Consider the following 21,689-nt stretch of genomic DNA (forward strand, 5'->3'; position numbering starts at 1 on the left):
CAATCAGCGTCGAGGCAGCGCATCAGGTAAAATCGACGCACTTTTTCGCCACGGATACGACTTCGATGAGCCATGCCTGGAGCCCCACCAGCTGGAGAACCAAACCCATCCAGCAGCAGCCCGAATACCCGGACGCCGCGCATCTGCAGCGCGTCGAGGAAACGCTGGCGAGCCTGCCGCCGCTGGTGTTCGCCGGCGAGGCACGGGAACTGCGCCGGCAATTCGCCGAGGTCACCCAGGGTCGTGCGTTCTTGCTGCAGGGCGGCGATTGCGCGGAAAGCTTTGCCGAGTTCTCCGCACCGAAGATCCGCGATACCTTCAAGGTACTGTTGCAGATGGCGGTGGTGATGACCTTTGCTGCGGGCTGCCCGGTGATCAAGGTTGGCCGCATGGCCGGGCAGTTCGCCAAGCCGCGTTCTTCCGGCAACGAGACCATTGACGGTGTCACCCTGCCCGCTTACCGCGGCGATATCGTCAACGGCATCGGCTTCGATGAAAAAAGCCGTGTACCGGACCCGGAGCGCCTGCTGCAGGCCTATCACCAGTCCACGTCCAGCCTGAACCTGCTACGCGCCTTCGCCCAGGGCGGTTTTGCCGACCTGCATCAGGTGCATCAATGGAACCTCGACTTCATCGCCAATTCGCAGATGGCCGAGAAGTACCACCAATTGGGTGCGCGGATCGATCAGGCGCTGAAATTCATGCGTGCCTGTGGCATGGACAACGCGCCACAACTGCGCGAGACCAACTTCTTCACTGCTCACGAGGCACTGCTGCTGAATTATGAGCAGGCTTTCGTGCGCCAGGACAGCCTCAGCGGCGGCTGGTACGACTGCTCCGCGCACATGCTGTGGATCGGCGATCGTACGCGGCAGCTCGACGGCGCCCACGTGGAATTCCTGCGCGGCGTGGGTAACCCGATCGGCGTGAAGGTCGGGCCGAGCATGGACAGCGAAGAGCTGATCCGCCTGATCGACGTCCTCAATCCGGATAACGATCCGGGTCGCTTGAACCTCATCGTGCGGATGGGCGCCGACAAGGTCCAGGAAGGGCTGCCACGCCTGATCCAGACCGTACAGGGCGAAGGCCGTCAGGTGTTGTGGAGCTCCGATCCGATGCACGGCAATACCATGAAAGCGTCCAGCGGCTACAAGACGCGAGATTTCGCACGGGTGCTGGCCGAGGTGCGGCAGTTTTTCGAGGTGCACCGCGCCGAAGGCAGCTATCCGGGCGGTATTCATATCGAAATGACCGGGCAGAACGTCACCGAGTGTATCGGGGGGTCGCGCCCGATCACCGAGGATGGCCTGTCCGATCGCTATCACACACACTGCGATCCGCGGCTCAACGCCGATCAGTCACTGGAAATGGCATTTTTGATCGCCGAGACGCTGAAGCAGGTGCGGCCGAACTGATGGTTACTACGCTGCGCTGTAGCCCGGAAAAAACGCTGGGCTGAAGCGGTACGCCGCCCGGCCCGGCCTACGCGGTTCGATCGATGAGCCAGGGCCAGAACCTCATGTTGCACGACGACGTGATCGCCGGAGCCTTTACCCTCCGTAGGGTGGGCTTCAGCCCACCGGGTATTGTTCCGAAAGATGGGTGAGCTTGAACATATGTGGGCTGAAGCCCACCCTACGGGCTGAATGCGTGGCCCAGGAAAATGATGGGCTGAAGCGGTACGCCGCCCGGCCCAGCGTACGGGCGCCTCGTCCGTTGGCGTTGAGTAGCATGTCGAACAAACGGCTCTGGGCCTGGTCCGGTTATAGAAGCCGAGCGCATTAGGGGCGCGGCTCGATGTTCATCGCCGGTGTCGTAGAGGAATTGCCTGCCATGACCGAATCATCTCAGAGCAAAGGTGCCGCCCTGGCCGCGTGGATCGGGCTAGCGCTCGGCCCCTTGCTGTTGCTTGTCTGTCTGCTCACCGAGCCTCCCGGCGGGCTGTCGAACGAAGCCTGGCTGACGGTGGGCCTGGCCGGCCTGATGGCGATATGGTGGTCCACCGAGGCTATCCCGATCCCGGCAACGTCGTTGCTGCCAATCCTGCTCATCCCGCTACTGGGGATCGACACACTGGCCAAGGCCACTGCGCCCTATGCCAATCCGACAATCTTCCTGTTCTTCGGCGGCTTCGTACTCGGCCTGGCCATGCAGCACTGGAATCTGCATCGGCGGATCGCACTAGCGACACTGCTGGCCGTGGGCAACCAGCCCAGCCGACAGATTGCCGGATTCATGATCGCCACTGCCTTTATCAGCATGTGGGTCAGCAACACCGCGACAAGCATCATGATGCTGCCCATCGGCCTGTCGGTCATCGGCCTGCTGGTGGCCGGCAGCGACGAAAAGGAAGGCGGCCGTTTTGCCATCGCGCTGCTCCTGGGAATCGCCTACGCCGCCAGCGTGGGCGGCATCGCGACGCTGATCGGCACACCGCCCAACGCGCTGTTGGCAGCATTCATGCGCGAGAACTACGACGTGCAGATCGGCTTTGGTCAATGGATGCTGCTGGGGCTACCGCTGAGCATCGGTATGCTGATGTTCATCTGGTGGTGGCTGACGCGCGGTGGCTTCAAGCTGGCCGGCGGCGACAGCCGTGGTCTGCTGGAAAAGGAGATGGCCGAGCTGGGCCCGATGTCTAGAGCGGAGAAACTGGTCGCCATCGTGTTCACCCTGGCCGCAGCCGCGTGGATCCTGCAGCCGTTTCTTGCGGACTATGTAGAGGGTGTCAACGACACCAGCATCGCCATCGCGGCGGCTCTAGTGCTGTTCCTGATCCCGGTAAACCTGCGCGAGCGGGTCTTTCTGATGGACTGGGAGCAGGCGAACAAGGCGCCGTGGGGCGTGTTGCTGCTGTTCGGTGGAGGCCTGTCGCTGGCCGGCGTGATTGGTGCATCGGGTTTGGCCGAATGGATCGCGGGAAGCCTCGGCGCCTTCGAGGCCTTGCCACTGATCTTGATGATCGGGCTCGTCGCGCTGGTGATCATCTTTCTTACGGAGATCACCTCCAACACTGCAACCGCCGCGGCCTTCCTGCCCTTGCTGGGCGCACTGGCGGTTGCACAGGGCATGTCGCCTGAAATGTTGGCGATCCCCGCTGCCGTTGCCGCCAGCTGCGCCTTCATGATGCCCGTGGCGACACCTCCCAACGCCATCGTGTTCGGCACCGGTCAAGTACCGATCCAGGCCATGATCCAGGCGGGATTCGCCTTGAACCTGTTCGGGGTCGTGCTGGTTACATTGCTCTGCTATTTACTGGTGGGATGGATTTGGGGCGGTTGAAGCGCCGCAGCCGCCAGCACTTGACGCCTGCGTCCGGGGCTGCGAAACGATCAAAAAGCTTCGGCCCGGGGGCGGGCCTCCCACAACAGCTGCGGGCGTGCTAGCCGGCCCAGCAGGAGGCGCTTCTCGCAGCAACAGCAAACTTTCGGGCAACCAAGAGCAAGGTTCACCGATGCGGGCCCCGAAGAAATTCACATCTCAGAAACACGAAACCCCGCACAAGGCGGGGTTCGTCATCGAGTCACCCGGCGTCAGGCCGGGTTATCCGTGCAGGCTGAATCAGGCCTTGATACGGGACTTGTACTCGCCGGTACGGGTATCGATCTCGATCGAGTCACCGATTTCGCAGAAGGCGGAAACCTGCAGCTCGGCACCGTTCTTCAGGCGAGCGGTCTTCATGACTTTGCCGGAGGTGTCGCCACGCACGGACGGCTCGGTGTAGACGATTTCACGAACGATAGTGTTCGGCAGCTCGACCGAAATCACCTTGTCGTTGTAAAAAGTGGCTTCGCAGACGTCGGTCATGCCGTCTTCGATGAAGGTCATCACGCCTTCGAGGTCGTCTTTCTCGATCTCGTACTGGTTGAATTCTTCGTCCATGAAGACGTAAAGCGGGTCAGCGAAGTAGGAATAGGTTACTTCCTTGCGCTCGAGAATTACCGGCTCCAGCTTGTCATCAGCCTTGTACACGGTTTCGGTCGCAGAACCGTTGAGCAGGTTCTTCAGCTTCATCTTGACCACGGCACTGTTGCGACCGGACTTGTTGAACTCGGCTTTCTGGATAATCCAGGGTGCGCCGTTGATAACGGCCACTTGGCCGGCACGGAACTCTTGTGCGGTTTTCATACGAACATCCGAATGGAATTAGAGACAAAAAACAGGCCGCGTATCATAGCCAATCTGTGTAAAAAAACACCAGCTTTCCGGCCAGGTCGCCGTTGGCGACCTGCTTGTGGGTCCATCTGTCTGCGTGCGCCTTCAGCTCCGCCTCGTGTGCCAGCAGGCCGCTCCAAGCGGGGCCACTGCCAACGCCATCGTTCCAGCCCCGCCAGAATTCACGCAATGCAACCGTAGCCTGCGGAGACAGATCGAGGACATAAAGATCCAAAAACGCATTGAGCTTGTCCCAGTGCGCATCTTCCTCCTGGGGATAGATATGCCAGACCAGCGGGCGACCCGCCCATTGCGCGCGAATGAAGGATTCCTCGCCGCGTACGGCGTTGAAATCGCAGCACCAGAGGAGCATGTCGTACTGGTTCTGCGTCATGAACGGTAGCACCGCGACCTGCAGGGAACCCCGGGCATGGCGGTCACCAGCTTGCAGCTTTTCCAGACCCAGCCAGCGCGCAACATCTCGGAGAACCCGACCCTCCGGCACCAGCAACTGCGTTGCACGTGCATCGGCAGCCAACGCATCGAGCCACTGCGCAACGGCCTGGTTTTCGTAAGCGAACAACGAAATCAACCGCGCCCCGGGTTGCACGACCAGCTCGAAGCTCTGCAGAAAGGCTTCACGCAGCGTCGAATCTTTCTGGAACGCCTCCCGCCGCGCCAACAGATCGCCTTCGCGAATCAAGCCACCGGTACCCTGCTCGAAGCCTGGAAAGAAAAAGTACTTGTGCAGGCCATCTGGCTGCATCGACGGCAGCGCATGGCAGCCCACCACCCAGTCTTCAGCGCTGAGATATTCCAAGTTGAGCCAGAGGACACGACGTTCGTTGCGGGCCATCGCCTCTATATAAGCAGCTGGCAGCTGGCAGGCGAAGGCCTCGATCACCACGTCCGCAGGCTCGGCGCCCGGCCAGTCCGGCGCCCAGTGCCGCACGTCGACGCCTTCGTGCCATTGCTGGCTGGCTGTAGCGCTGGTACCCGGACAGAGCCGGGCGAAGGTATCCAGGTCGTCGACCCACAGCCGCACCCGCTGGCCGTGCTCGACGACCAGCTGCCGCGCCAGGCGCCAGGTCACGCCGATGTCGCCGTAGTTGTCTACGACGACGCAGAAGATGTCCCAGCTGGCTCTGACCGACAAACCCATTACTCCTTAGCGAGGAACGCCCGGACCGCGTTTTGATGTGCACTCTGAGGGGCAGAATACAGGCTCAGTGGCCGCACGAGCGCAAACGGCGGGCACTAGCGTTCGCCGGAGCCAATGAGACACCAGGGCGATAATGGCGATGGGGATAGATAGCGTTATGGAGGTGAACCCTACCAGCCACACCCCGGCACACAATGTCACCGCTGCGGCTGCTCCCTTCCAGGCCTGACCGGGTTCACGGCTGATCGTTGCGGGGGGACCGGCAGGGCCCACCATAACAAAGCCCGCCTGGCGGCGAGCGGCGCCATTGTACCGGCTTATTCTCAACTTACAACCATCCATGCAGGCGCTAACGCATCGAGTCGCCAGGCATAACGAACGCACCGGATCAGCGCCTCTACCCACGACGAACAACGCGGCACAGCCGCGGCTCGCCATCGCGAATGAAGCAGCGGGAAAGATCGGCGAAAAACCAGCCTGCAGTTTTCGATGAACATCACCGCACGGCCGGAATGGGAGTCATAGCCCGGTGCTGCTTGAAGCACCTTCACTTCCAGAGCAGCGTCAACCAGACCGTTGCCGCCCGCCTCGCCACCGCCCGTCAGCCCGAAGGAAAATATACGCGCCATGTGTCCTCTATCGACTCGAACCCCTATGCAAAACCAACGGTCTGTTTGAGGATAGGGAACGCATCAGCGTTGCCGTTTGCTCTCGAAACGGCACCAGGACCGAACGAACCAGCGCAGTTGTCGCGCAGCGGAGACTGGCGGCGCTATCGAAAGAGGTAAGCATGAGCAAAGCTCCCATTGCCATCGTCGGCACCGGCATTGCAGGGCTTTCCGCCGCACAAGCCCTGCATGCGGCCGGACAACCCGTACAGCTGTTTGATAAGAGCCGCGGCCTGGGCGGACGCATGGCCAGCAAGCGTAGCGACGCCGGCCATCTGGACCTCGGTACTCAGTATTTCACCGCACGCGACCGGCGCTTCACCGAGGCCGTACGCCAGTGGCAGACCCAGGGCTGGGTCGCCGAATGGTCCCCCAACCTATACCAGTCCCGCAGCGGGCAGTTGTCGCTTTCGACGGATGAACAATTGCGCTGGGTAGGCGTCCCTCGCATGAGCGCGATTGCCGCCGGGCTGCTTGGCGATCTGCCGGTCAAGCTTAACTGCCGTATAACAGAAGCCTTTCGAGGCGAGGAATATTGGAAGCTCGTCGACGCCGAAGGAAACAACCATGGTCCGTTCAGTCAGGTGATCGTCGCCATTCCGGCGCCCCAGGCCAGCACGCTATTGGCTTCGGCACCGAAGCTGGCTGCCGTCGCCGCCAGTGTTGCAATGGAACCCACCTGGTCCGTCGCCCTGGGCTTCGCAAAGCCGCTCGAAACCAGCCTCGAGGCTTGTTTCGTTCAGGACGACTCGCTCGACTGGCTGGCCCGCCATCACAGCAGACCCGGACGTGACGACCCGCTCGACCTGTGGGTATTGCACGCCAGTAGTGCCTGGAGCCGGCAACACCTCGACATGGCCAGGGAATCGGTGATTGAACATCTACACGGCGCGTTTGCCGAACTGATCGACTGCGTGGTACCCGCTCCGGAATTCACCCTTGCCCATCGCTGGCTCTACGCACGCCCGAGCCAGTCTCATGAATGGGGCGCGCTGGCCGACGCCCACCTTGGGCTGTATGCCTGCGGCGACTGGTGTCTCTCGGGGCGCGTCGAAGGGGCCTGGCTCAGCGGCCAGGAAGCCGCGCGGCGGCTGCTCGAGCAGCTATAGCAGACAGATGTTCCGACCCAGGCCGTCGACCAAAGAGCGACGGCCCGGGGACAATCACTACGTCGCAATAATACCAACCTGTTCAAGGACCATATCGAGCCGAGCCTAGCCCAACGCGGTATCGAGAAACATCATGACCGCGAAACCCCCCATCAGACCGACCGTTGCCGGGGTCTGATGGCCGTTGCGGTGGGTTTCAGGAATCACCTCGTGCGAAACCACGAAGATCATCGCACCGGCAGCCAGTCCGAGACTGATCGGGTAAGCGACGGCCAGACCACTGGATATTCCCAGCCCCACCAACGAGCCGAACGGCTCCATCAAGCCAGATGCTGCAGCGACCAATATCGAGCGTCCGGCGGAGAGACCCGTGGTTCGCAAGGCCAGCGCAATGGCCAGACCCTCGGGAATATCTTGTATGGCAATCGCGGTGGTGAGCGGCAAACCGACGTTCAAGTCGCCGTTGGCAAAACTCACTCCGATTGCCATGCCTTCCGGAATGTTGTGCAGAATGATGGCAAACACGAATAACCACACTCGGCTTATGCGCTGGTGATTGGGCCCGAAGGCACCCGCACTTTCATGCTCGTGTGGCGTGAAATAATCCAGCCCTAGCATGAGCAGCACGCCAATGCCGAGCCCCACCACCACGGTTAACGCGGCGGCGGGCCCGCTGCCGAACAGCTCCCTGGCGGCGGCCAGGCCCGGGAGAATCAGCGAGAACGAACTGGCGGCGAGCATCATGCCGGCAGCGAAGCCCAGCATGCTGTCCTGGGTACGCGTAGATATATTGCTCAGCACAATTGCCATCAGCGCACCTAGCGCCGTAGCAACGAAGCCCGCCGTACCACCGAGCAATGCGTAGCGGACGTTACTCTCGTTGCCGTTCTGGAAGGCGTTATAGCCACTTGCAATCGACAACAACAGTACGACTAGAAGTGTGCCTACCAAGCCGAATGTAACAACGGGCTTTGCCTGTGCATGCGCGATCCATGTCGAGCGTAGCGTCGCTGCCGCGCTTTGAGTGCTTGCCATGATGAAGGCCCCGATAATGATGTCTTTGTCGCCTGCTGCAATCAATGGAGAGCACGGGCGGCCAAACTGCGAGCGGCCCGCGGACACCACTATGCGCAAGGCACGACGAGCGTCTTATGGATAGGACCGTAACCGACTCGCCGAGTTTGGATGCGGGGCGTCGGCCGATGCATCGCTTCGAGTCCAATGGGATGCCGGCCCTGGACGGAGCGGCAGTGATGCTGCAGATGGGGCTGGCTCAGGGCGCATGGAACGGCAGCGAACAGGAATTTCAGGCACAAAAAAAGCGACTCAAGGTCGCTTTTTTTGTGCCTGCGATCGGCCTAAGCCTCTCGCCTGCAAATTTGGAGCGGGAAACGAGACTCGAACTCGCGACCCCGACCTTGGCAAGGTCGTGCTCTACCAACTGAGCTATTCCCGCGCTATCTACAACAAAAATGGCGTCCCCTAGGGGACTCGAACCCCTGTTACCGCCGTGAAAGGGCGGTGTCCTAGGCCACTAGACGAAGGGGACGCAGCCCGGAAACTACAGCTTTCATTCCGGCTTCCAGCGTCTGCGATGTGCTTCACGCTGCAAGTGGCGCGCATTCTATGGAGCCCAAGTAGGGCCGTCAAGCGCCATTTGAAAAAAATTTCAGAGTTGAATCCGCAAACCGCATTGAGCTATCAGGTTGACATCTAACGCTCTACACTCGCCATAAAACCGCCGGAGAGAGGTGCGTCTCGTGTCCCCAGTTCTGATTGCAGGGTTGGTCATCGCTGGCCTGTTCGTACTAACAGCAATTGGCGTTATCAACCAGATCGTTGAGAAAAACAATCTGGAAAAGGCTCGCCTGCGAGCCGAGCTCACTGATCGTATGCGCCGCTGTGCCAATCTCTCCGAGAGTTTTCCTGGCCAGATGATGACACCCGCGCTCAAGTTGCTGCTGACGCGCCTGGAACTACATCTGGGCGAACGGCTGTTGCCCCTGGACAAGAAGAACGCGGCCGTCAGCGCTCGTGTCGACTCGCTGCGCGGAGCCGTTGCCCAGGGCGAGGAAATTCCGTTACAGAACGCGCCGGTAAAGGTGGTCACCGAGGCCCAAGCCAAGGAAATACGTTTACTGCTGGAAGACCTGCATGCTCAGATCATCTGGGCCAACAAGCAGAATCAGCTGGATACGGCAGCTGCCAAACGCTGGATGCAGCAGATCCAACGGATGATGGTGATGCTGCACATCGAGTATTTCTCCAATCTCGGACAGCAAGCCCTGCAGCAAGGCAGTGCGCACAAGGCGCGTCTGGCCTTCGAACGGGGTATTCAGCACGTGCGCAAGCAACCTAACCCGGTTGATTATCAGGCCCAGTTGGCGCAGCTCGAAGCGAGCTACGCCCACGCCAATAAGCTGGAGCAGACCCAGCAGCAACCGAAGCTTGACGACCCCAGCGAGCTGACCGATGGTTTGAAAAATCTCGAAAGCGAAGATGACTGGAAAAAGAACAATATTTACTAGGCGTGTGCCGGGACGTAGCCAGGCAGTGGCCTAAGCAGCAAGACGCACCAGCGATCTTGCATACAACCACGCAATGCTGATCCTCGCACCCGGCCCGCTGCCCCTGTCGTGGAGAATCTCAATGTCATTGACCGTATTCGGTGCCCCCCTGTCGCCATTCGTTCGCAAAGTCCGCCTTTGCCTGCTGGAGAAAGGTTTGGACTATCAGCTCGAAGTCGTCATGCCGTTTACCCCACCCGAGTGGTATCTGCAACTCAACCCACTTGGCCGCATTCCGGCCATGAAGGACGGAGAGTTGTGCTTGGCCGACTCCAGCGTGATCTGCCAATACCTTGAAGAGACCTACGAACAGACCACGCGACTGTACGGAAACACCTCAGTGGCACGTGCAAGGATTCGCTGGCTGGAGAAATACGCCGATTACGAGCTCGCGCCTCTGACTACCTTCGGCGTTTTCCGCAACCGCGTGCTGAAACCGAGCGCCGGCCATCCGTGCAATGAAGAAGGCGTGCAAACCGCGCTGAACCAAAAACTGCCACCGCACTTCGACTATCTCGAACAGCAGCTGGGCGAGCGACCTTATTTTGTTGGCGATCAACTCTCGATGGCGGACATCGCCTTCACCTGCCAGTTGATCAACATGGAGTATGGCGGCGAGCTCATCGACGCCGATCGCTGGCCGAAGCTGGCAGGACATTTTGCACGGGTGAAAGCAATCGCCTCGGTGCAAAGCCTGCTTCCCAGCGAACAGCGAATGACTGCCAAGCTCATTGAAATGGGCAAGAAGGCGATGCAGCCCGACTGACTTCGCTGGGCCTGCGTTAGCGGAAAGCAAGAGCTTCACCCGGGCTGCCTCTTCCAAAGACAGCGGACGCGCACTGGATCTGAGGTGCGCCGCCCTGCGGCGAATAGCTTTATGCAGGGACCGAACCTGATCAAGGGCACCCTGCGCGGCTGCATGCCAGACACCAGCGAGCCCTAGCCCATTTAAAGCAGGCGAATGCCCACCCACTGCCGAGCAAATTGATAGGCGCAGCGGCCGTTGCGGTTGCCCCGCGCGGTAGCCCAGCGAATCGCGTCCTTCTCTAACGCATCATCCCAATGCCAACTCAGCCCGGCCTGCTCGGCCAAAGAGCCAATCCAGTGCCGCACCACGTTCAGATAGTGCTCCTGACTGAACGGATAGAACGACAGCCAAAGGCCGAAGCGATCCGACAGGGCAATCTTGTCTTCCACCGCTTCGTTGGGATGCAGTTCGCCGTCGATCATCTGCCAGTTCTCGTTATCACTCTGACGCTCAGGCACCAGATGCCGGCGATTCGATGTGGCGTACAGCAGAACGTTTTCCGGGGCACGCTCTAGAGAGCCGTCCAGCACGCTTTTCAGAACGCGGTAGTCGCCCTCTCCCGCCTCGAATGAAAGATCATCACAAAACACCACGAAATGCTGCGACTGGCCGGCAAGCTGATCGACGACTTTTGGCAGATCTGCCAGATGGTCGCGCTCGATTTCGATCAGGCGCAGGCCTGCAGGCGCATGCTCAGCCAGTAGCGCGCGGATCAGCGAAGACTTACCTGTCCCGCGCGCGCCCCAGAGCAAGACGTGGTTCGCCGGCAAGCCGGAAACGAACTGGCGGGTATTGTTCGACAACAGCTCGCGCTGCCGATCGATACCGATCAGATCCGCCAGGTTCAGGTCGAGCGACACGTTCAGCGGCTGCAAATAGCCGCCCTGCCCCTCGCGGTGCCAGCGCGCCGCCAAACTACGGCTCCAATCCATTGGACCACGTGGCGCCGGAAGCAAAGGTTCAAGACGCGCCATCAGTGCATCGGCGCGTTGCAGAAAGGCTTTCAACTCGGCATCCATTAAACGACTCCATGATGAGCATGCACACGCCCTTTCAGGCACTGCTGCGATGGGTTACAAATGAGCTTCGATGTGCGCTGCTAGCGCCTCCGGATGAGTGCGCGAAGAGAAACGCTCAACCGAACGCCCGTCGTCAGCGATCAGAAACTTGGTGAAGTTCCACTTGATCGCCTTGCTACCAAGCAAGCCCGGGGCGCGCTTCTTCAGTTGCACGAACAACGGGTGGGCGTCCCCACCGTTGACCTGGATCTTGGCAAACAGGGGGAAACTGACGCCGAAATTGCGCTCGCAGAAGGTCGCGATCTGCCCCTCCTCGCCCGGTTCCTGATGGCCGAACTGGTCACAGGGAAACCCAAGCACCACCAGCCCCTGCTGCTGATAGCGCCTCCAGAGTGCCTCCAGCCCTTTGTACTGGGGCGTGAATCCACACTCGCTGGCCGTATTGACCACCAGCAGAACCTTTGCATCGAAGTCGGCAAGAGTCTTCTGCTGGCCGTCAATGGTGACGCAGGGGATGTCAAACAGAGGATCGCGCATGGCGGTATCCTGTTGACGCGTTGCGAAGTGCCTTCAGGCGTCGCGCGGCTTGTGATTGAGGGATGCTGAATTGATGCAGTAGCGCAGACCGGTCGGCGCTGGGCCGTCCGGGAATACATGGCCCAGATGGGCATCACAGCGAGCGCATTTAACTTCGATACGATGCATGCCGTGAGTGAAGTCGTCGACGCTGGTGATGGCTGTGTCGCTGACGGGCTGGAAATAACTCGGCCAGCCACAGCCGGAATCGAACTTGGCGTCCGAGTCGAACAACGGCGTATCGCAACAGGCGCAGTGATAAATACCGGGCACCTTGGTGTCGTTGTACTTGCCAGTGAAAGGGCGCTCGGTCGCGCCCAGCCGGCAGACCTGAAACTGCTCGTCGGAGAGCTCTTCACGCCAGGTTTCGAGCGGTTTTTCTAGCTTGTCCATCGGTACACCTCGTGATGTTAAAAAAGGCGGATCTGTACCTTTTCCGGTGGTCGGGCCGCACGTATGATGCGTTGCTCTTAGACGCCTAGTCTGGCAGCGGGCTTTCAAGCTGCCAAGGCGCCCGGGTTCATGCCAAACGCCGCCAGCCTTCGACAAGCCAGGCGCGTCTTCACTTCGGGACATTCAGGATCATGCAGGTCAGCAAATCGAACAAGCTCGCCAATGTCTGCTACGACATCCGTGGGCCAGTGCTCAAGCACGCCAAACGCCTGGAAGAGGAAGGCCATCGCATCCTCAAGCTGAACATCGGCAACCCGGCGCCGTTCGGTTTCGAAGCGCCGGAGGAAATCCTTCAGGACGTGATCCGCAACCTGCCTACGGCACAAGGTTACAGCGATTCCAAAGGTTTGTTCAGCGCGCGCAAAGCCATCATGCAGTACTACCAGCAGAAGCAGGTAGAAGGCGTGACCATCGAGGACATCTACCTCGGCAACGGCGTGTCCGAGCTGATCGTGATGTCCATGCAGGCGCTGCTCAACAACGGCGACGAGGTCTTGATTCCAGCACCGGATTATCCACTCTGGACCGCCGCGGTGAGCCTGGCCGGCGGCAAGCCGGTGCACTACCTGTGTGATGAGCAGGCCAACTGGTGGCCGGATCTGGCGGACATCAAGGCCAAGATCACGCCCAACACCAAGGCGCTGGTACTGATCAATCCGAACAACCCGACCGGCGCCGTCTATCCGCGAGAAGTACTGGAAGGCATGGTCGAACTGGCCCGTCAGCACAAGCTGGTGCTGTTCTCCGACGAGATCTACGACAAGATTCTCTACGACGATGCAGTGCACGTGTGCACGGCATCTCTCGCCCCTGACGTGCTCTGCCTGACGTTCAACGGCCTGTCCAAGTCCTACCGGGTCGCCGGCTTCCGCTCCGGCTGGGTGATGATCTCTGGCCCCAAGCACAAGGCGCAGAGCTATATCGAAGGGATCGACATACTTGCCAACATGCGCCTGTGCGCCAACGTGCCGTCGCAGCATGCCATCCAGACGGCCCTCGGCGGCTATCAGAGCATCAACGACCTGGTGCTTCCGCCGGGCCGACTGCTCGAGCAACGCAACCGCACCTGGGAATTGCTTAACGACATTCCCGGCGTCAGCTGTGTGAAACCGATGGGCGCCCTCTACGCGTTCCCACGAATCGATCCGAAGATCTGCCCGATCCACAACGACGAGAAGTTCGTGCTCGACCTGTTGTTGTCCGAAAAGCTGCTGATTGTCCAGGGTACCGCCTTCAATTGGCCATGGCCGGACCACTTCCGCGTGGTCACCCTGCCCCGGGTGGATGATCTCGAGCAGGCGATCGGCCGCATCGGCAGCTTTCTCAAGACCTACAGTCAGTAGTTAGATGGATTTGCAGATCGATGACTTCTACCGGGACGCCGCGGCAAGCCTGCTGATGCTCTATCAGGCGTTTCCACGGAAGATCACCCTGTATGTAGAAGACCTCATCGGCCATGAAGAGCCGGACGAGTTCGGCCTGCCCAGCAAGCGACACCAGAGTTGTCTCGGCGCGCTGCTGTGGCTGGCCGAAGAAGGCTATCTGCGCTTCGAAAGCACCATTCAATTTCTCGCCGTCGATCAGGCTGTGCTGACCGAGAAGGCATTCCTGCGCCTGACCCGTACGCTCGACGAAATCCCGAACGGCGTCGAATCCCTACCGCCCAGCGTACGCCGGGTGCACTCGAGCCTGGCTAACCAGCTTCGCCAGGCGTTACAGGAAGGTCATGGCGAACGGCTCGCGCGGCTGACTCGACAGCTGTTCGCCAGCACCCTATCCAGCCAGTCCTGAGCCCATCGGCGATACAGGCGACATAGCTTGAAATAGTCGCCCGGTTGAATCGCGCCGGCCCGCCCCTTATATAGCCTATCGTTCTTTATTGTTCCCCTTGGAGTCTGCCGCAACATGATGCGCATTTTCTTGTTCCTGGCCACTAACCTGGCTGTATTGGTTGTTGCCAGCATCACCCTGAAGCTACTCGGAGTGGATCGTTACACGGGTCAGAACTACGGCAGCCTGCTGGTGTTCTGTGCCGTCTTCGGGTTCGCAGGCGCACTGGTTTCGCTGTTCATCTCCAAGTGGATGGCGAAAATGAGTACACGCACAGAAATTATCAGCCAACCCCGCACGCGCCATGAGCAATGGCTGCTGCAAACGGTCGAGCAGCTTTCCCGCGACGCCGGCATCAAGATGCCGGAAGTGGGTATCTTCCCCGCCTACGAAGCCAACGCGTTCGCCACCGGCTGGAACAAAAACGATGCGCTCGTCGCCGTCAGCCAAGGCTTGCTCGAGCGTTTTTCGCCGGATGAGGTCAAGGCCGTACTGGCTCATGAGATCGGTCATGTGTCCAACGGCGACATGGTGACCCTGGCGCTGATCCAGGGCGTGGTGAACACCTTCGTCATGTTCTTTGCCCGGATCTTCGGCAGCTTCGTCGATCGCGCGATCCTGAAAAACGAAGACGGCCATGGTATCGGCTACTTCGTCGCGACCATCTTTGCGGAACTGGTGCTAGGCATTCTCGCCAGCATCATCGTCATGTGGTTCTCGCGCAAACGTGAGTTCCGCGCCGACGAAGCGGGCGCCCAACTGGCCGGCACCAGCGCGATGATCGGTGCCCTGCAGCGGTTGCGCACGGAACAGGGCGTGCCGGTGGATATGCCGGACAGTCTCAAGGCCTTCAGCATCAACGGATCCCTGCGTAACGGCCTGGCGGGCCTGCTGATGACGCACCCATCGCTGGAAGACCGCATCGAGGCCCTGCGCCAACGCGGTTAAGCGCGATCAAACACGAGGGCGGTGTCGGCCGCCCTCAGCCCTGACATGCAAAAGCGACGCCCCGAACCTCGACGCTCATCAGCCCAGATCGCGCCTAGGCGCAAGCTGAGACGGGAACGTTGACCCGAAGTTCTCGACACCCCAAAAGCCTCTCTTCGAGGCGCTCTAGAACACACTTCGCCAGCGTAGCGGGGGCCGCTCTACCAGCGGCCATCGAGTCGATAGCAGCTTTCATCCAGACGCGTCAGACCACGCTGGAGAAACTTCCAGTTGCCGTCGTCGTCCAGCACGTTTGCCCGCTCCAGTATTTCGAGATGCCAACTCGAGCCCAAGGACTGCCGAATTTCGGTGTCACTCACCGCAAATGGCGGACCGGCCATTTGCTCCTGCTCGTAATCCAGAGTGATCAGCAAGCCCTTGCAGTTCGGTGCAAGAATGTTCATCAGATGTGCGACGTAGCGCTGACGCATATCTGGGGGCAAGGCAATCAGCGCAGCACGATCGTAGAGCCCTTGACAGTCAGCCACGTCGCGGTGGGTCAGAGCGAAGAAATCGCCACAGAAGATTTCCAGCGCACCGGCTCGATAGACCTTGAACTCACCCTGGGCACTTACCTCGGCTGCCAAATGCCGCCCGGCGAAAAAATCTTCGACCGCGCGCTCGCTCAGCTCGATGCCAAGCACCGCAAAACCCTGTTCTGACAACCAGGCCATGTCGAGGCTCTTGCCACACAGCGGCACCAGTACACGTGCGCCTTTGGCCAGCTGTAAATCCGGCCAATAGCGACGAAGATAAGGATTGACATCGTTCAGGTGAAAACCGATCTCATTGCGTGCCCAGCGTCGTTTCCAGAACCCTTCATCCATATCCAGACCCTCATGAGCGATGACGGCCAGAGCTTATCAGAGCTACCGGTAGCGATCGCCTCTAGGCGGTTCAGCCTGCATGCAAGACCGTTTCCGGGTCCATGCCGGCATCACGCATCTGCGCCAATTTGTAGCGCAGGGTACGTGCGCTGATCCCTAGCCGATCGGCAGTCTGCTTTCGGCGGCCGCGCTCTGCTCGCAAAGTTTCGAGAATCACTTCGAACTCACGACGGCGCAGGTCGTCACCCAATGCTCCAGCGGCCTCGGCAGGCGCTGGAGATACGGGCGTTGACCGCACCGGTGCGGGGTCAGCCGCAGCGCTTCGCGCCAACGAGGCGAAGCCAGCCGTGGAGCTCAGACAGAGATCGTCCGGCCGGATCAAGCCGCCTTGCTGCAGAATCAAGGCGCGCTGGATCGCGTTATCCAGTTCACGAACATTGCCCGGCCAGGCGTGACCGAGCAAACAATCACGGGCCCCGGCCGTGAGCGTGGCGCTAGGCTGGCGCATCTTCAATGCATGATTGGCCAGCAGTCGTTCGGCCAGAGGCACGATGTCCGCAGGTCGATCGCGCAACGCCGGCCAGGCGAGCGGAAACACGGAGAGGCGATAGAAGAGGTCCTCTCGGAACCGCCCGCTTCGAACCTCCTCGGCCAGATCACGGTTGGTAGTGGCAACGATGCGAATATCCAGCGGGATGGGTTTACGACCGCCGACACGCTCGACCTCGCGCTCCTGCAGCACACGCAGCAACTTGGCCTGGAGGCCCAGCGGCATCTCGGAAATCTCGTCAAGCAACAGCGTGCCGCCTTCGGCCTGCTCGAACTTGCCCGGCTGCGTTGCGATGGCGCCGGTGAAAGCACCCTTCTCGTGGCCGAACAGGGTCGCCTCGAGCATGTTGTCCGGTATAGCCGCGCAGTTGATCGCAATGAACGGCTTTTCGGCGCGCGCTGATTGCTGGTGAATATAGCGGGCCAGCACCTCTTTGCCGGTGCCGGACTCGCCGGAGACCAATACGGTCGAATCGCTGCGCGCGACTCGAGCCGCCAGTGCCAACAGTTGTTGACTTGCCGGTTCGACGGCAACCGGACCTTCCTCGCTGGCTGCACCAAGCTGGCCGCAGGCATGCCGAGCAACCAGCCCGAGCAAGACGTTCGGCTCGAATGGCTTGACCAGATAGTCTACCGCTCCCTGACGCATCGCCTCGACCGCTCGTTCAACGGCACCGAATGCCGTCATCAGCAGGACCGGTACCTGCGGGTATCGCTGGCGGATCAGCACTTGCAAGGCATGACCGTCCATGCCCGGCATATTCACGTCACTGACCACCAGACCGAAGTCCTCCCGCCCCAGCGCCAGCAATGCGGCCTCGGCGCTATCGACCGCACGATAGGAATAACCGCCAAGGTCGAGCGTATCGCCTAGCGCCTCGCGTAATGCACGGTCGTCTTCGACGAGCAGAATTTTCGCAGCCATGGGCCTCACTCCGAAATTGCCGGCAAGGACGCCGGAAGCAGCGGCAATTGAAGGGTGGCGCAAGTCCCTCGGCCCGGCCGAGAACGCAACTCGAGCGCACCGGAGTGCGCGCGCGCCACCGATTTGACAACGGCCAGGCCCAGGCCGGTCCCGGTCGCCCTGGTGGTGAAAAAGGGCTCTCCGAGTCGAGCCAGGGTTGCCGCATCCATCCCAGCGCCGTTGTCGCTGATGCTGATACGCAACATTGAATCTCGTGTGTAGACATGCACTTTCAGCCTTGGGTCGCTGCTGGCAGCCTGAAGCGCATTCTCGATCAGGTTGAGCAGTGCACCCACCAGCGTGTCGCGGTTACACAGCAGCCCACCGGCTGGAACATCGCATTGCCAACGAACGGCGACACCCTCCACTTTCGTCTCGGCCGCAGCACGCAACCCAGCCAGCAGTTCGGCCGGGGCCAGCCGATCCTCCAATGGCAAGTCGCCGCGAGCAAACACCAGCATGTCGCGGACCTGGTGCTCCAGTTCATTCAGGCGGTCCTTCAGGCGCCCGGCGAAGCGCTTCTGCTGCTCGGCGGCCAGGCCGCCCTGCTCCAGGTGGCTGGCATAAAGCAATGCTGTGGATAGCGGCGTGCGGATCTGATGAGCCAACGAAGCCACCATCCGTCCCAGCGCGGACAAACGCTCGTGGCGGGCCAGTTGCCCCTGCAGCAGCCGCGTCTCGGTCAGATCGGTCAGTAACACCAGCTGTCCTGGCTCACCATTCAACGAACGCGTAGCGATGGAAACGCGACGTCCATCTTTCAGCGAGATCTCATGGCCATCATCCTTGCGCGGCGCAAAGCTACGAGCGATCACCTCGCGCCAGAGCGCTCCTTCGAGCGGCCCGCCAAGCAGCTCCAACGCAACCGGATTGGCTTCGCGGACTACACCCTGCCCGTCGATGACGATTACGCCGCCTGGCAACAGGTCCAGCAGACTCTGCAGACGATTGGCCAGGCGCTCCTTCTCGTCGAACTCGCGTCGGCGCTGTGCGCTGGTTTCGGCCAGCTGGTCCTTCAATTCAGCTACACGCGTCTGCAGAAACTGCTGGGACGCACCCAGCCGACCTGACATGCGGGTAAACAGCTCGAGCGACTGGGCAAGCTCACTGCTTGCCGAGATCTTGGTCAGGCGCTGATTTATCGCTGATGAAGAGGACGCTGAAGGCACTGGCACTCGTATCCGTCAAAAGATGGTCGGTGAAGTGACGACAGCAAGGATCATGCCTAGGATCTTGTTCCCGCCACGTCGCGGCGAGCAGCAAAACGGGAACAAACCCTAGTGATAGAGGAAAAGGACCGGAGGGGATATCCACGCCGACTAGATCAGCGGCATAGAGGAGCGTTCATTCGTCCAGGTCATCGTCGCGACGATTCATGCCGTACTTGCGCATTTTTTCGACTAGAGTCGTTCGTCGAATACGCAGGCGTTCGGCAGCCCGTGCAACTACTCCGCCCGCATCCTCGAGCGCCTGCTGGATGAGCCCCTGCTCCAGATTACCCAAATAATCCTTCAGATCGAGGCCTTCCACCGGAAGCATGGCGTGCGCGTCGGCAGCGACAATTGGCGCATTGATCGCAGCACGCTCCTCCATTTCGTCATGCACGCTGATGGCATACTGCTCATCATCATCATCGACGTGGCGGAATTTCTTCGGCAGTTCCATCACACCGATCACACCGTATGGATGCATGATCGCCATGCGCTCGACGAGATTGGCGAGCTCTCGCACGTTGCCCGGCCAATCGTGACGGCAGAGCGACATGATTGCCGCCGAGTTGAAGCGAATGGAGCCACGTTTCTCGTGCTCCATACGCGAGATCAGCTCGTTCATTAACAGCGGAATGTCCTCGATGCGTTCGCGCAGCGGAGCCATTTCGATGGGAAAAACATTGAGGCGGTAATACAGATCCTCGCGGAAACTGCCGTCCACAATCATCTTTTCCAGATCCTTGTGGGTCGCCGCAATTATTCGGACATCGGCATTTTGCGTACGGTTGCTGCCCACGCGCTCGAAGGTGCGCTCTTGCAGGACCCGCAGCAACTTGACCTGCATAGGCAACGGCATGTCACCGATTTCGTCGAGAAACAGCGTCCCGCCCTCGGCCAGTTCAAAACGACCGGCACGGGAAGAGATCGCTCCGGTGAACGCGCCCTTTTCATGGCCAAACAGTTCGCTTTCCAGCAGCTCGGCCGGAATCGCCCCGCAGTTGACCGGAACGAAAGGTCCACTGCGGCGCTTGGAATGGTAATGCAGGTTACGCGCAACGACCTCTTTGCCGGTTCCGGACTCACCGAGGATCAGCACGCTCGCTTCAGTATCGGCAACCTGCTGCATCATTTGCCGAACATGCTGTACTGCACGGCTGGTGCCAACCAGGCTGCGGAACAGGTTGGGCTCGCGTTGCCGTCCCCGCGACTTGGCCTGGTCATACATTTCCCGATAGACCTGAGCCCGGTGAAGCGAATCGAGCAGCTTGTTATAGCTCGGCGGCATCTCGAGGCTGGTCAGTACGCGCCGGCGGATTTCGTCCGGCCAGTCCGTCGGTACAGGCTCGCCAATCAACATCAACGGCAGGTTTTCGTCCCACTTGCTGAGCTGCTTGAGTAACTCCACCGCACCGCCCTTGGCTGAAACGTCACCGAGCATCACACCGAGAATGCTACGACTCGACTCCAACGCATCGACCATGCTCTGCCATTCGCTACTGGCGCAGGCCAGATGATCCTCACTCAGAAAATTGAAAATGACCGCCAAATCCCGGCGGCGATCCTGATCGTCATCTATCAACAAAATTTTGGTTTCACGCCACATCTTGTTTATAGCTCTAGAGGCTGAAAGGAGGGGCCGCGCTCGTCTCGATAGAAACACTTACGCCATCGGCAGATAGCCAGTAGTTAATTAAAAAAAACGCCTCGAGTCAAATTTATGACGTGATTCAACGACAAAAGACTAAAAAACGACTGGCTGCCGACTGATCTAGGGCGGCGTTGGGCGGGGAATGCAGCGACTGCAGACATACAGACTATCGGCACCTTGTCAGCCTAGCCCATAGAACCAAGCAAGTATGCGTTGCGGCGGGCACAGCGCCGAGACGGCCCTTCGGATAGGATTCGGGCATATGCTGTCACGCTGACCGCGAGCTATCGAGCTCAGGGTCCCGATAAACAGATATCGCCTCGATATCAGCCAAAAAGCTTATAAACGTTGGCATTGCGCTGGGATTGATTGAGCTGAAGCAACTCGTCCGCGAAGCGCTGTTGCTCGGCCTGACAGGTCGTGACCAGCTCATGATAGAGATTCACCAGTTCCTGCAGGCGTTGCCGGAGTGCCGGCTCGTCCTCACGAGGCTCAACCATTACGGCCTCTACGACCTGGCGACATTGCAGATCCAGGACACTAATCGCCGTCCAGTCCTGCTGCGCCATCGCATCGCGTAGCGCGCTGCCGGTTTCCTCAAGACGTTTGACTGCTGCACTCATGGATCCGCTCCGGATGAACTGGTTACAAGGCCGAACCTAAGCGGCCACACGGCACTGCTGGCGGTGTCTGAACCTTTATCGGCAACCTTCAAATCGTCTTTAACGCTCTCACGGAAAAAATCGGGCTTTGCCGCGTCAGTGCAAACTGCGCAGGCCGGTAGGAACGCTTGGAGGCGCGACCGGCTCCCAGGGACCGTCGGGCCGGCCAGCACAATACCAGTCGCCGTCCCAGCGGTAGTAGAGACGCTCGCGGTAGAACATATCCTGCCCTTCAACGACATAGACGCCCAAGCGATTGTCCCAGTGCGCAGCGGCATGCGGCGGCGGTGCGTAACGTGGATGGCTTTTTTGTGTAGGAGGTGGGCGCGGAGCCGGGGGCGTACGCACCGGCGGAGGGCTCACAACCGGTTCGCTAGGATCTGACACTGGCGGGGTTGGTCCGCGTGTCGGTTCAGATGTCTCATAGGGATTGCCCGCACAGGCTCCCAGCAGCAATGCCAGCATCACTACGCCGCCAACCCGAGGCAGGCGAT

General features: G+C 60.2%; 20 protein-coding genes, 2 tRNA genes and 1 other RNA gene. 8 read left to right on the forward strand and 15 right to left on the reverse strand.

All coding sequences use genetic code 11. The features are described from left to right. The first annotated feature begins 65 nt into the window (after positions 1-65). Positions 66-1,415, forward strand: coding sequence for a class II 3-deoxy-7-phosphoheptulonate synthase (locus tag CH92_RS13710; RefSeq protein WP_025242339.1), 1,350 nt, complete (start codon positions 66-68; stop codon positions 1,413-1,415). 418 nt (positions 1,416-1,833) lie between these two features. Next, the gene (locus CH92_RS13715; protein ID WP_025242340.1) at positions 1,834-3,282 is read left to right on the forward strand and encodes an SLC13 family permease; all 1,449 of its coding nucleotides are present in this window, start codon (positions 1,834-1,836) and stop codon (positions 3,280-3,282) included. A 279-nt stretch (positions 3,283-3,561) separates the two neighbouring features. On the opposite strand, the gene efp is transcribed toward CH92_RS13715, so the two are convergent. From efp to ffs, 3 genes are all read right to left on the reverse strand, one after another. Further along, positions 3,562-4,128, reverse strand: coding sequence for an elongation factor P (efp, locus tag CH92_RS13720; RefSeq protein ID WP_025242341.1), 567 nt, complete (start codon positions 4,126-4,128; stop codon positions 3,562-3,564). 43 nt (positions 4,129-4,171) lie between these two features. Beyond that, positions 4,172-5,311, reverse strand: coding sequence for an elongation factor P maturation arginine rhamnosyltransferase EarP (gene earP, locus CH92_RS13725; RefSeq protein WP_025242342.1), 1,140 nt, complete (start codon positions 5,309-5,311; stop codon positions 4,172-4,174). Between the two features lie 174 nt (positions 5,312-5,485). After that, an RNA gene (gene ffs, locus CH92_RS21695) (signal recognition particle sRNA small type) lies at positions 5,486-5,582 on the reverse strand. Positions 5,583-6,107: 525 nt separating this feature from the next. Between ffs and CH92_RS13735 the strand changes: the two genes are divergently transcribed. After that, the gene (locus CH92_RS13735; RefSeq protein ID WP_025242344.1) at positions 6,108-7,094 is read left to right on the forward strand and encodes an NAD(P)/FAD-dependent oxidoreductase; all 987 of its coding nucleotides are present in this window, start codon (positions 6,108-6,110) and stop codon (positions 7,092-7,094) included. A gap of 105 nt (positions 7,095-7,199) precedes the next feature. Here the strand turns inward: CH92_RS13735 and CH92_RS13740 are convergent, their stop codons facing one another. From CH92_RS13740 to CH92_RS13750, 3 genes are all read right to left on the reverse strand, one after another. Then, positions 7,200-8,129 carry a ZIP family metal transporter gene (locus tag CH92_RS13740; RefSeq protein WP_025242345.1) on the reverse strand — a complete coding sequence of 310 codons (930 nt, stop codon included), beginning with the start codon at positions 8,127-8,129 and terminating at the stop codon, positions 7,200-7,202. Between the two features lie 345 nt (positions 8,130-8,474). After that, positions 8,475-8,550: transfer RNA gene (locus CH92_RS13745), tRNA-Gly, on the reverse strand. 17 nt (positions 8,551-8,567) lie between these two features. Next, positions 8,568-8,643, reverse strand: a tRNA-Glu gene (locus CH92_RS13750). 211 nt (positions 8,644-8,854) lie between these two features. Here CH92_RS13750 and CH92_RS13755 point away from each other — a divergent pair. After that, positions 8,855-9,622 (forward strand): hypothetical protein, encoded by a 768-nt coding sequence (locus CH92_RS13755; protein ID WP_025242346.1) that lies wholly within the window; start codon positions 8,855-8,857, stop codon positions 9,620-9,622. A 121-nt stretch (positions 9,623-9,743) separates the two neighbouring features. Continuing rightward, positions 9,744-10,427 carry a glutathione S-transferase family protein gene (locus CH92_RS13760; protein WP_025242347.1) on the forward strand — a complete coding sequence of 228 codons (684 nt, stop codon included), beginning with the start codon at positions 9,744-9,746 and terminating at the stop codon, positions 10,425-10,427. 182 nt (positions 10,428-10,609) lie between these two features. On the opposite strand, the gene CH92_RS13765 is transcribed toward CH92_RS13760, so the two are convergent. From CH92_RS13765 to msrB, 3 genes are read right to left on the reverse strand one after another with little or no spacing between them, the layout of a single operon-like run. Further along, positions 10,610-11,488: an ATP-binding protein gene (locus CH92_RS13765; RefSeq protein WP_025242348.1), complete on the reverse strand. Its 879-nt coding sequence runs from the start codon at positions 11,486-11,488 to the stop codon at positions 10,610-10,612. A 54-nt stretch (positions 11,489-11,542) separates the two neighbouring features. Next, positions 11,543-12,025, reverse strand: a complete 483-nt coding sequence (locus CH92_RS13770) for a glutathione peroxidase (protein ID WP_025242349.1) — start codon at positions 12,023-12,025, stop codon at positions 11,543-11,545. A 33-nt stretch (positions 12,026-12,058) separates the two neighbouring features. After that, positions 12,059-12,457: a peptide-methionine (R)-S-oxide reductase MsrB gene (gene msrB, locus CH92_RS13775; protein ID WP_025242350.1), complete on the reverse strand. Its 399-nt coding sequence runs from the start codon at positions 12,455-12,457 to the stop codon at positions 12,059-12,061. A gap of 191 nt (positions 12,458-12,648) precedes the next feature. On the opposite strand from msrB, the gene CH92_RS13780 reads away from it, so the two are divergent. The 3 genes from CH92_RS13780 (at position 12,649) to htpX (ending at position 15,295) form a co-directional block, all read left to right on the forward strand. After that, complete coding sequence (locus CH92_RS13780) at positions 12,649-13,860, forward strand: pyridoxal phosphate-dependent aminotransferase (protein WP_025242351.1); 1,212 nt, start codon at positions 12,649-12,651, stop codon at positions 13,858-13,860. A 4-nt stretch (positions 13,861-13,864) separates the two neighbouring features. Further along, on the forward strand, positions 13,865-14,308 hold the full coding sequence (locus CH92_RS13785; protein ID WP_025242352.1) for a hypothetical protein: 444 nt from the start codon (positions 13,865-13,867) through the stop codon (positions 14,306-14,308). 114 nt (positions 14,309-14,422) lie between these two features. After that, entirely contained in the window at positions 14,423-15,295 is an 873-nt protein-coding gene (gene htpX / locus CH92_RS13790; protein WP_025242353.1) for a protease HtpX, read from the forward strand. Between the two features lie 200 nt (positions 15,296-15,495). Here the strand turns inward: htpX and CH92_RS13795 are convergent, their stop codons facing one another. The 6 genes from CH92_RS13795 to CH92_RS22305 form a co-directional block, all read right to left on the reverse strand. Beyond that, positions 15,496-16,161 carry a thiopurine S-methyltransferase gene (locus CH92_RS13795; protein ID WP_025242354.1) on the reverse strand — a complete coding sequence of 222 codons (666 nt, stop codon included), beginning with the start codon at positions 16,159-16,161 and terminating at the stop codon, positions 15,496-15,498. 70 nt (positions 16,162-16,231) lie between these two features. Next, positions 16,232-17,635: a sigma-54-dependent transcriptional regulator gene (locus tag CH92_RS13800; protein ID WP_025242355.1), complete on the reverse strand. Its 1,404-nt coding sequence runs from the start codon at positions 17,633-17,635 to the stop codon at positions 16,232-16,234. Positions 17,636-17,640: 5 nt separating this feature from the next. Then, entirely contained in the window at positions 17,641-18,747 is a 1,107-nt protein-coding gene (locus CH92_RS13805; protein ID WP_080690007.1) for a sensor histidine kinase, read from the reverse strand. Between the two features lie 271 nt (positions 18,748-19,018). Then, positions 19,019-20,488, reverse strand: a complete 1,470-nt coding sequence (locus CH92_RS13810; protein ID WP_025242357.1) for a sigma-54 dependent transcriptional regulator — start codon at positions 20,486-20,488, stop codon at positions 19,019-19,021. A gap of 371 nt (positions 20,489-20,859) precedes the next feature. Beyond that, positions 20,860-21,156 carry a flagellar protein FliT gene (locus tag CH92_RS13815; protein WP_025242358.1) on the reverse strand — a complete coding sequence of 99 codons (297 nt, stop codon included), beginning with the start codon at positions 21,154-21,156 and terminating at the stop codon, positions 20,860-20,862. Between the two features lie 135 nt (positions 21,157-21,291). Next, complete coding sequence (locus CH92_RS22305) at positions 21,292-21,660, reverse strand: hypothetical protein (RefSeq protein WP_423833181.1); 369 nt, start codon at positions 21,658-21,660, stop codon at positions 21,292-21,294. Between the last annotated feature and the right edge of the window lie 29 nt (positions 21,661-21,689).

Source organism: Stutzerimonas stutzeri (genome assembly GCF_000590475.1).
GTDB classification, from domain to species: Bacteria; Pseudomonadota; Gammaproteobacteria; order Pseudomonadales; family Pseudomonadaceae; genus Stutzerimonas; species Stutzerimonas stutzeri_D.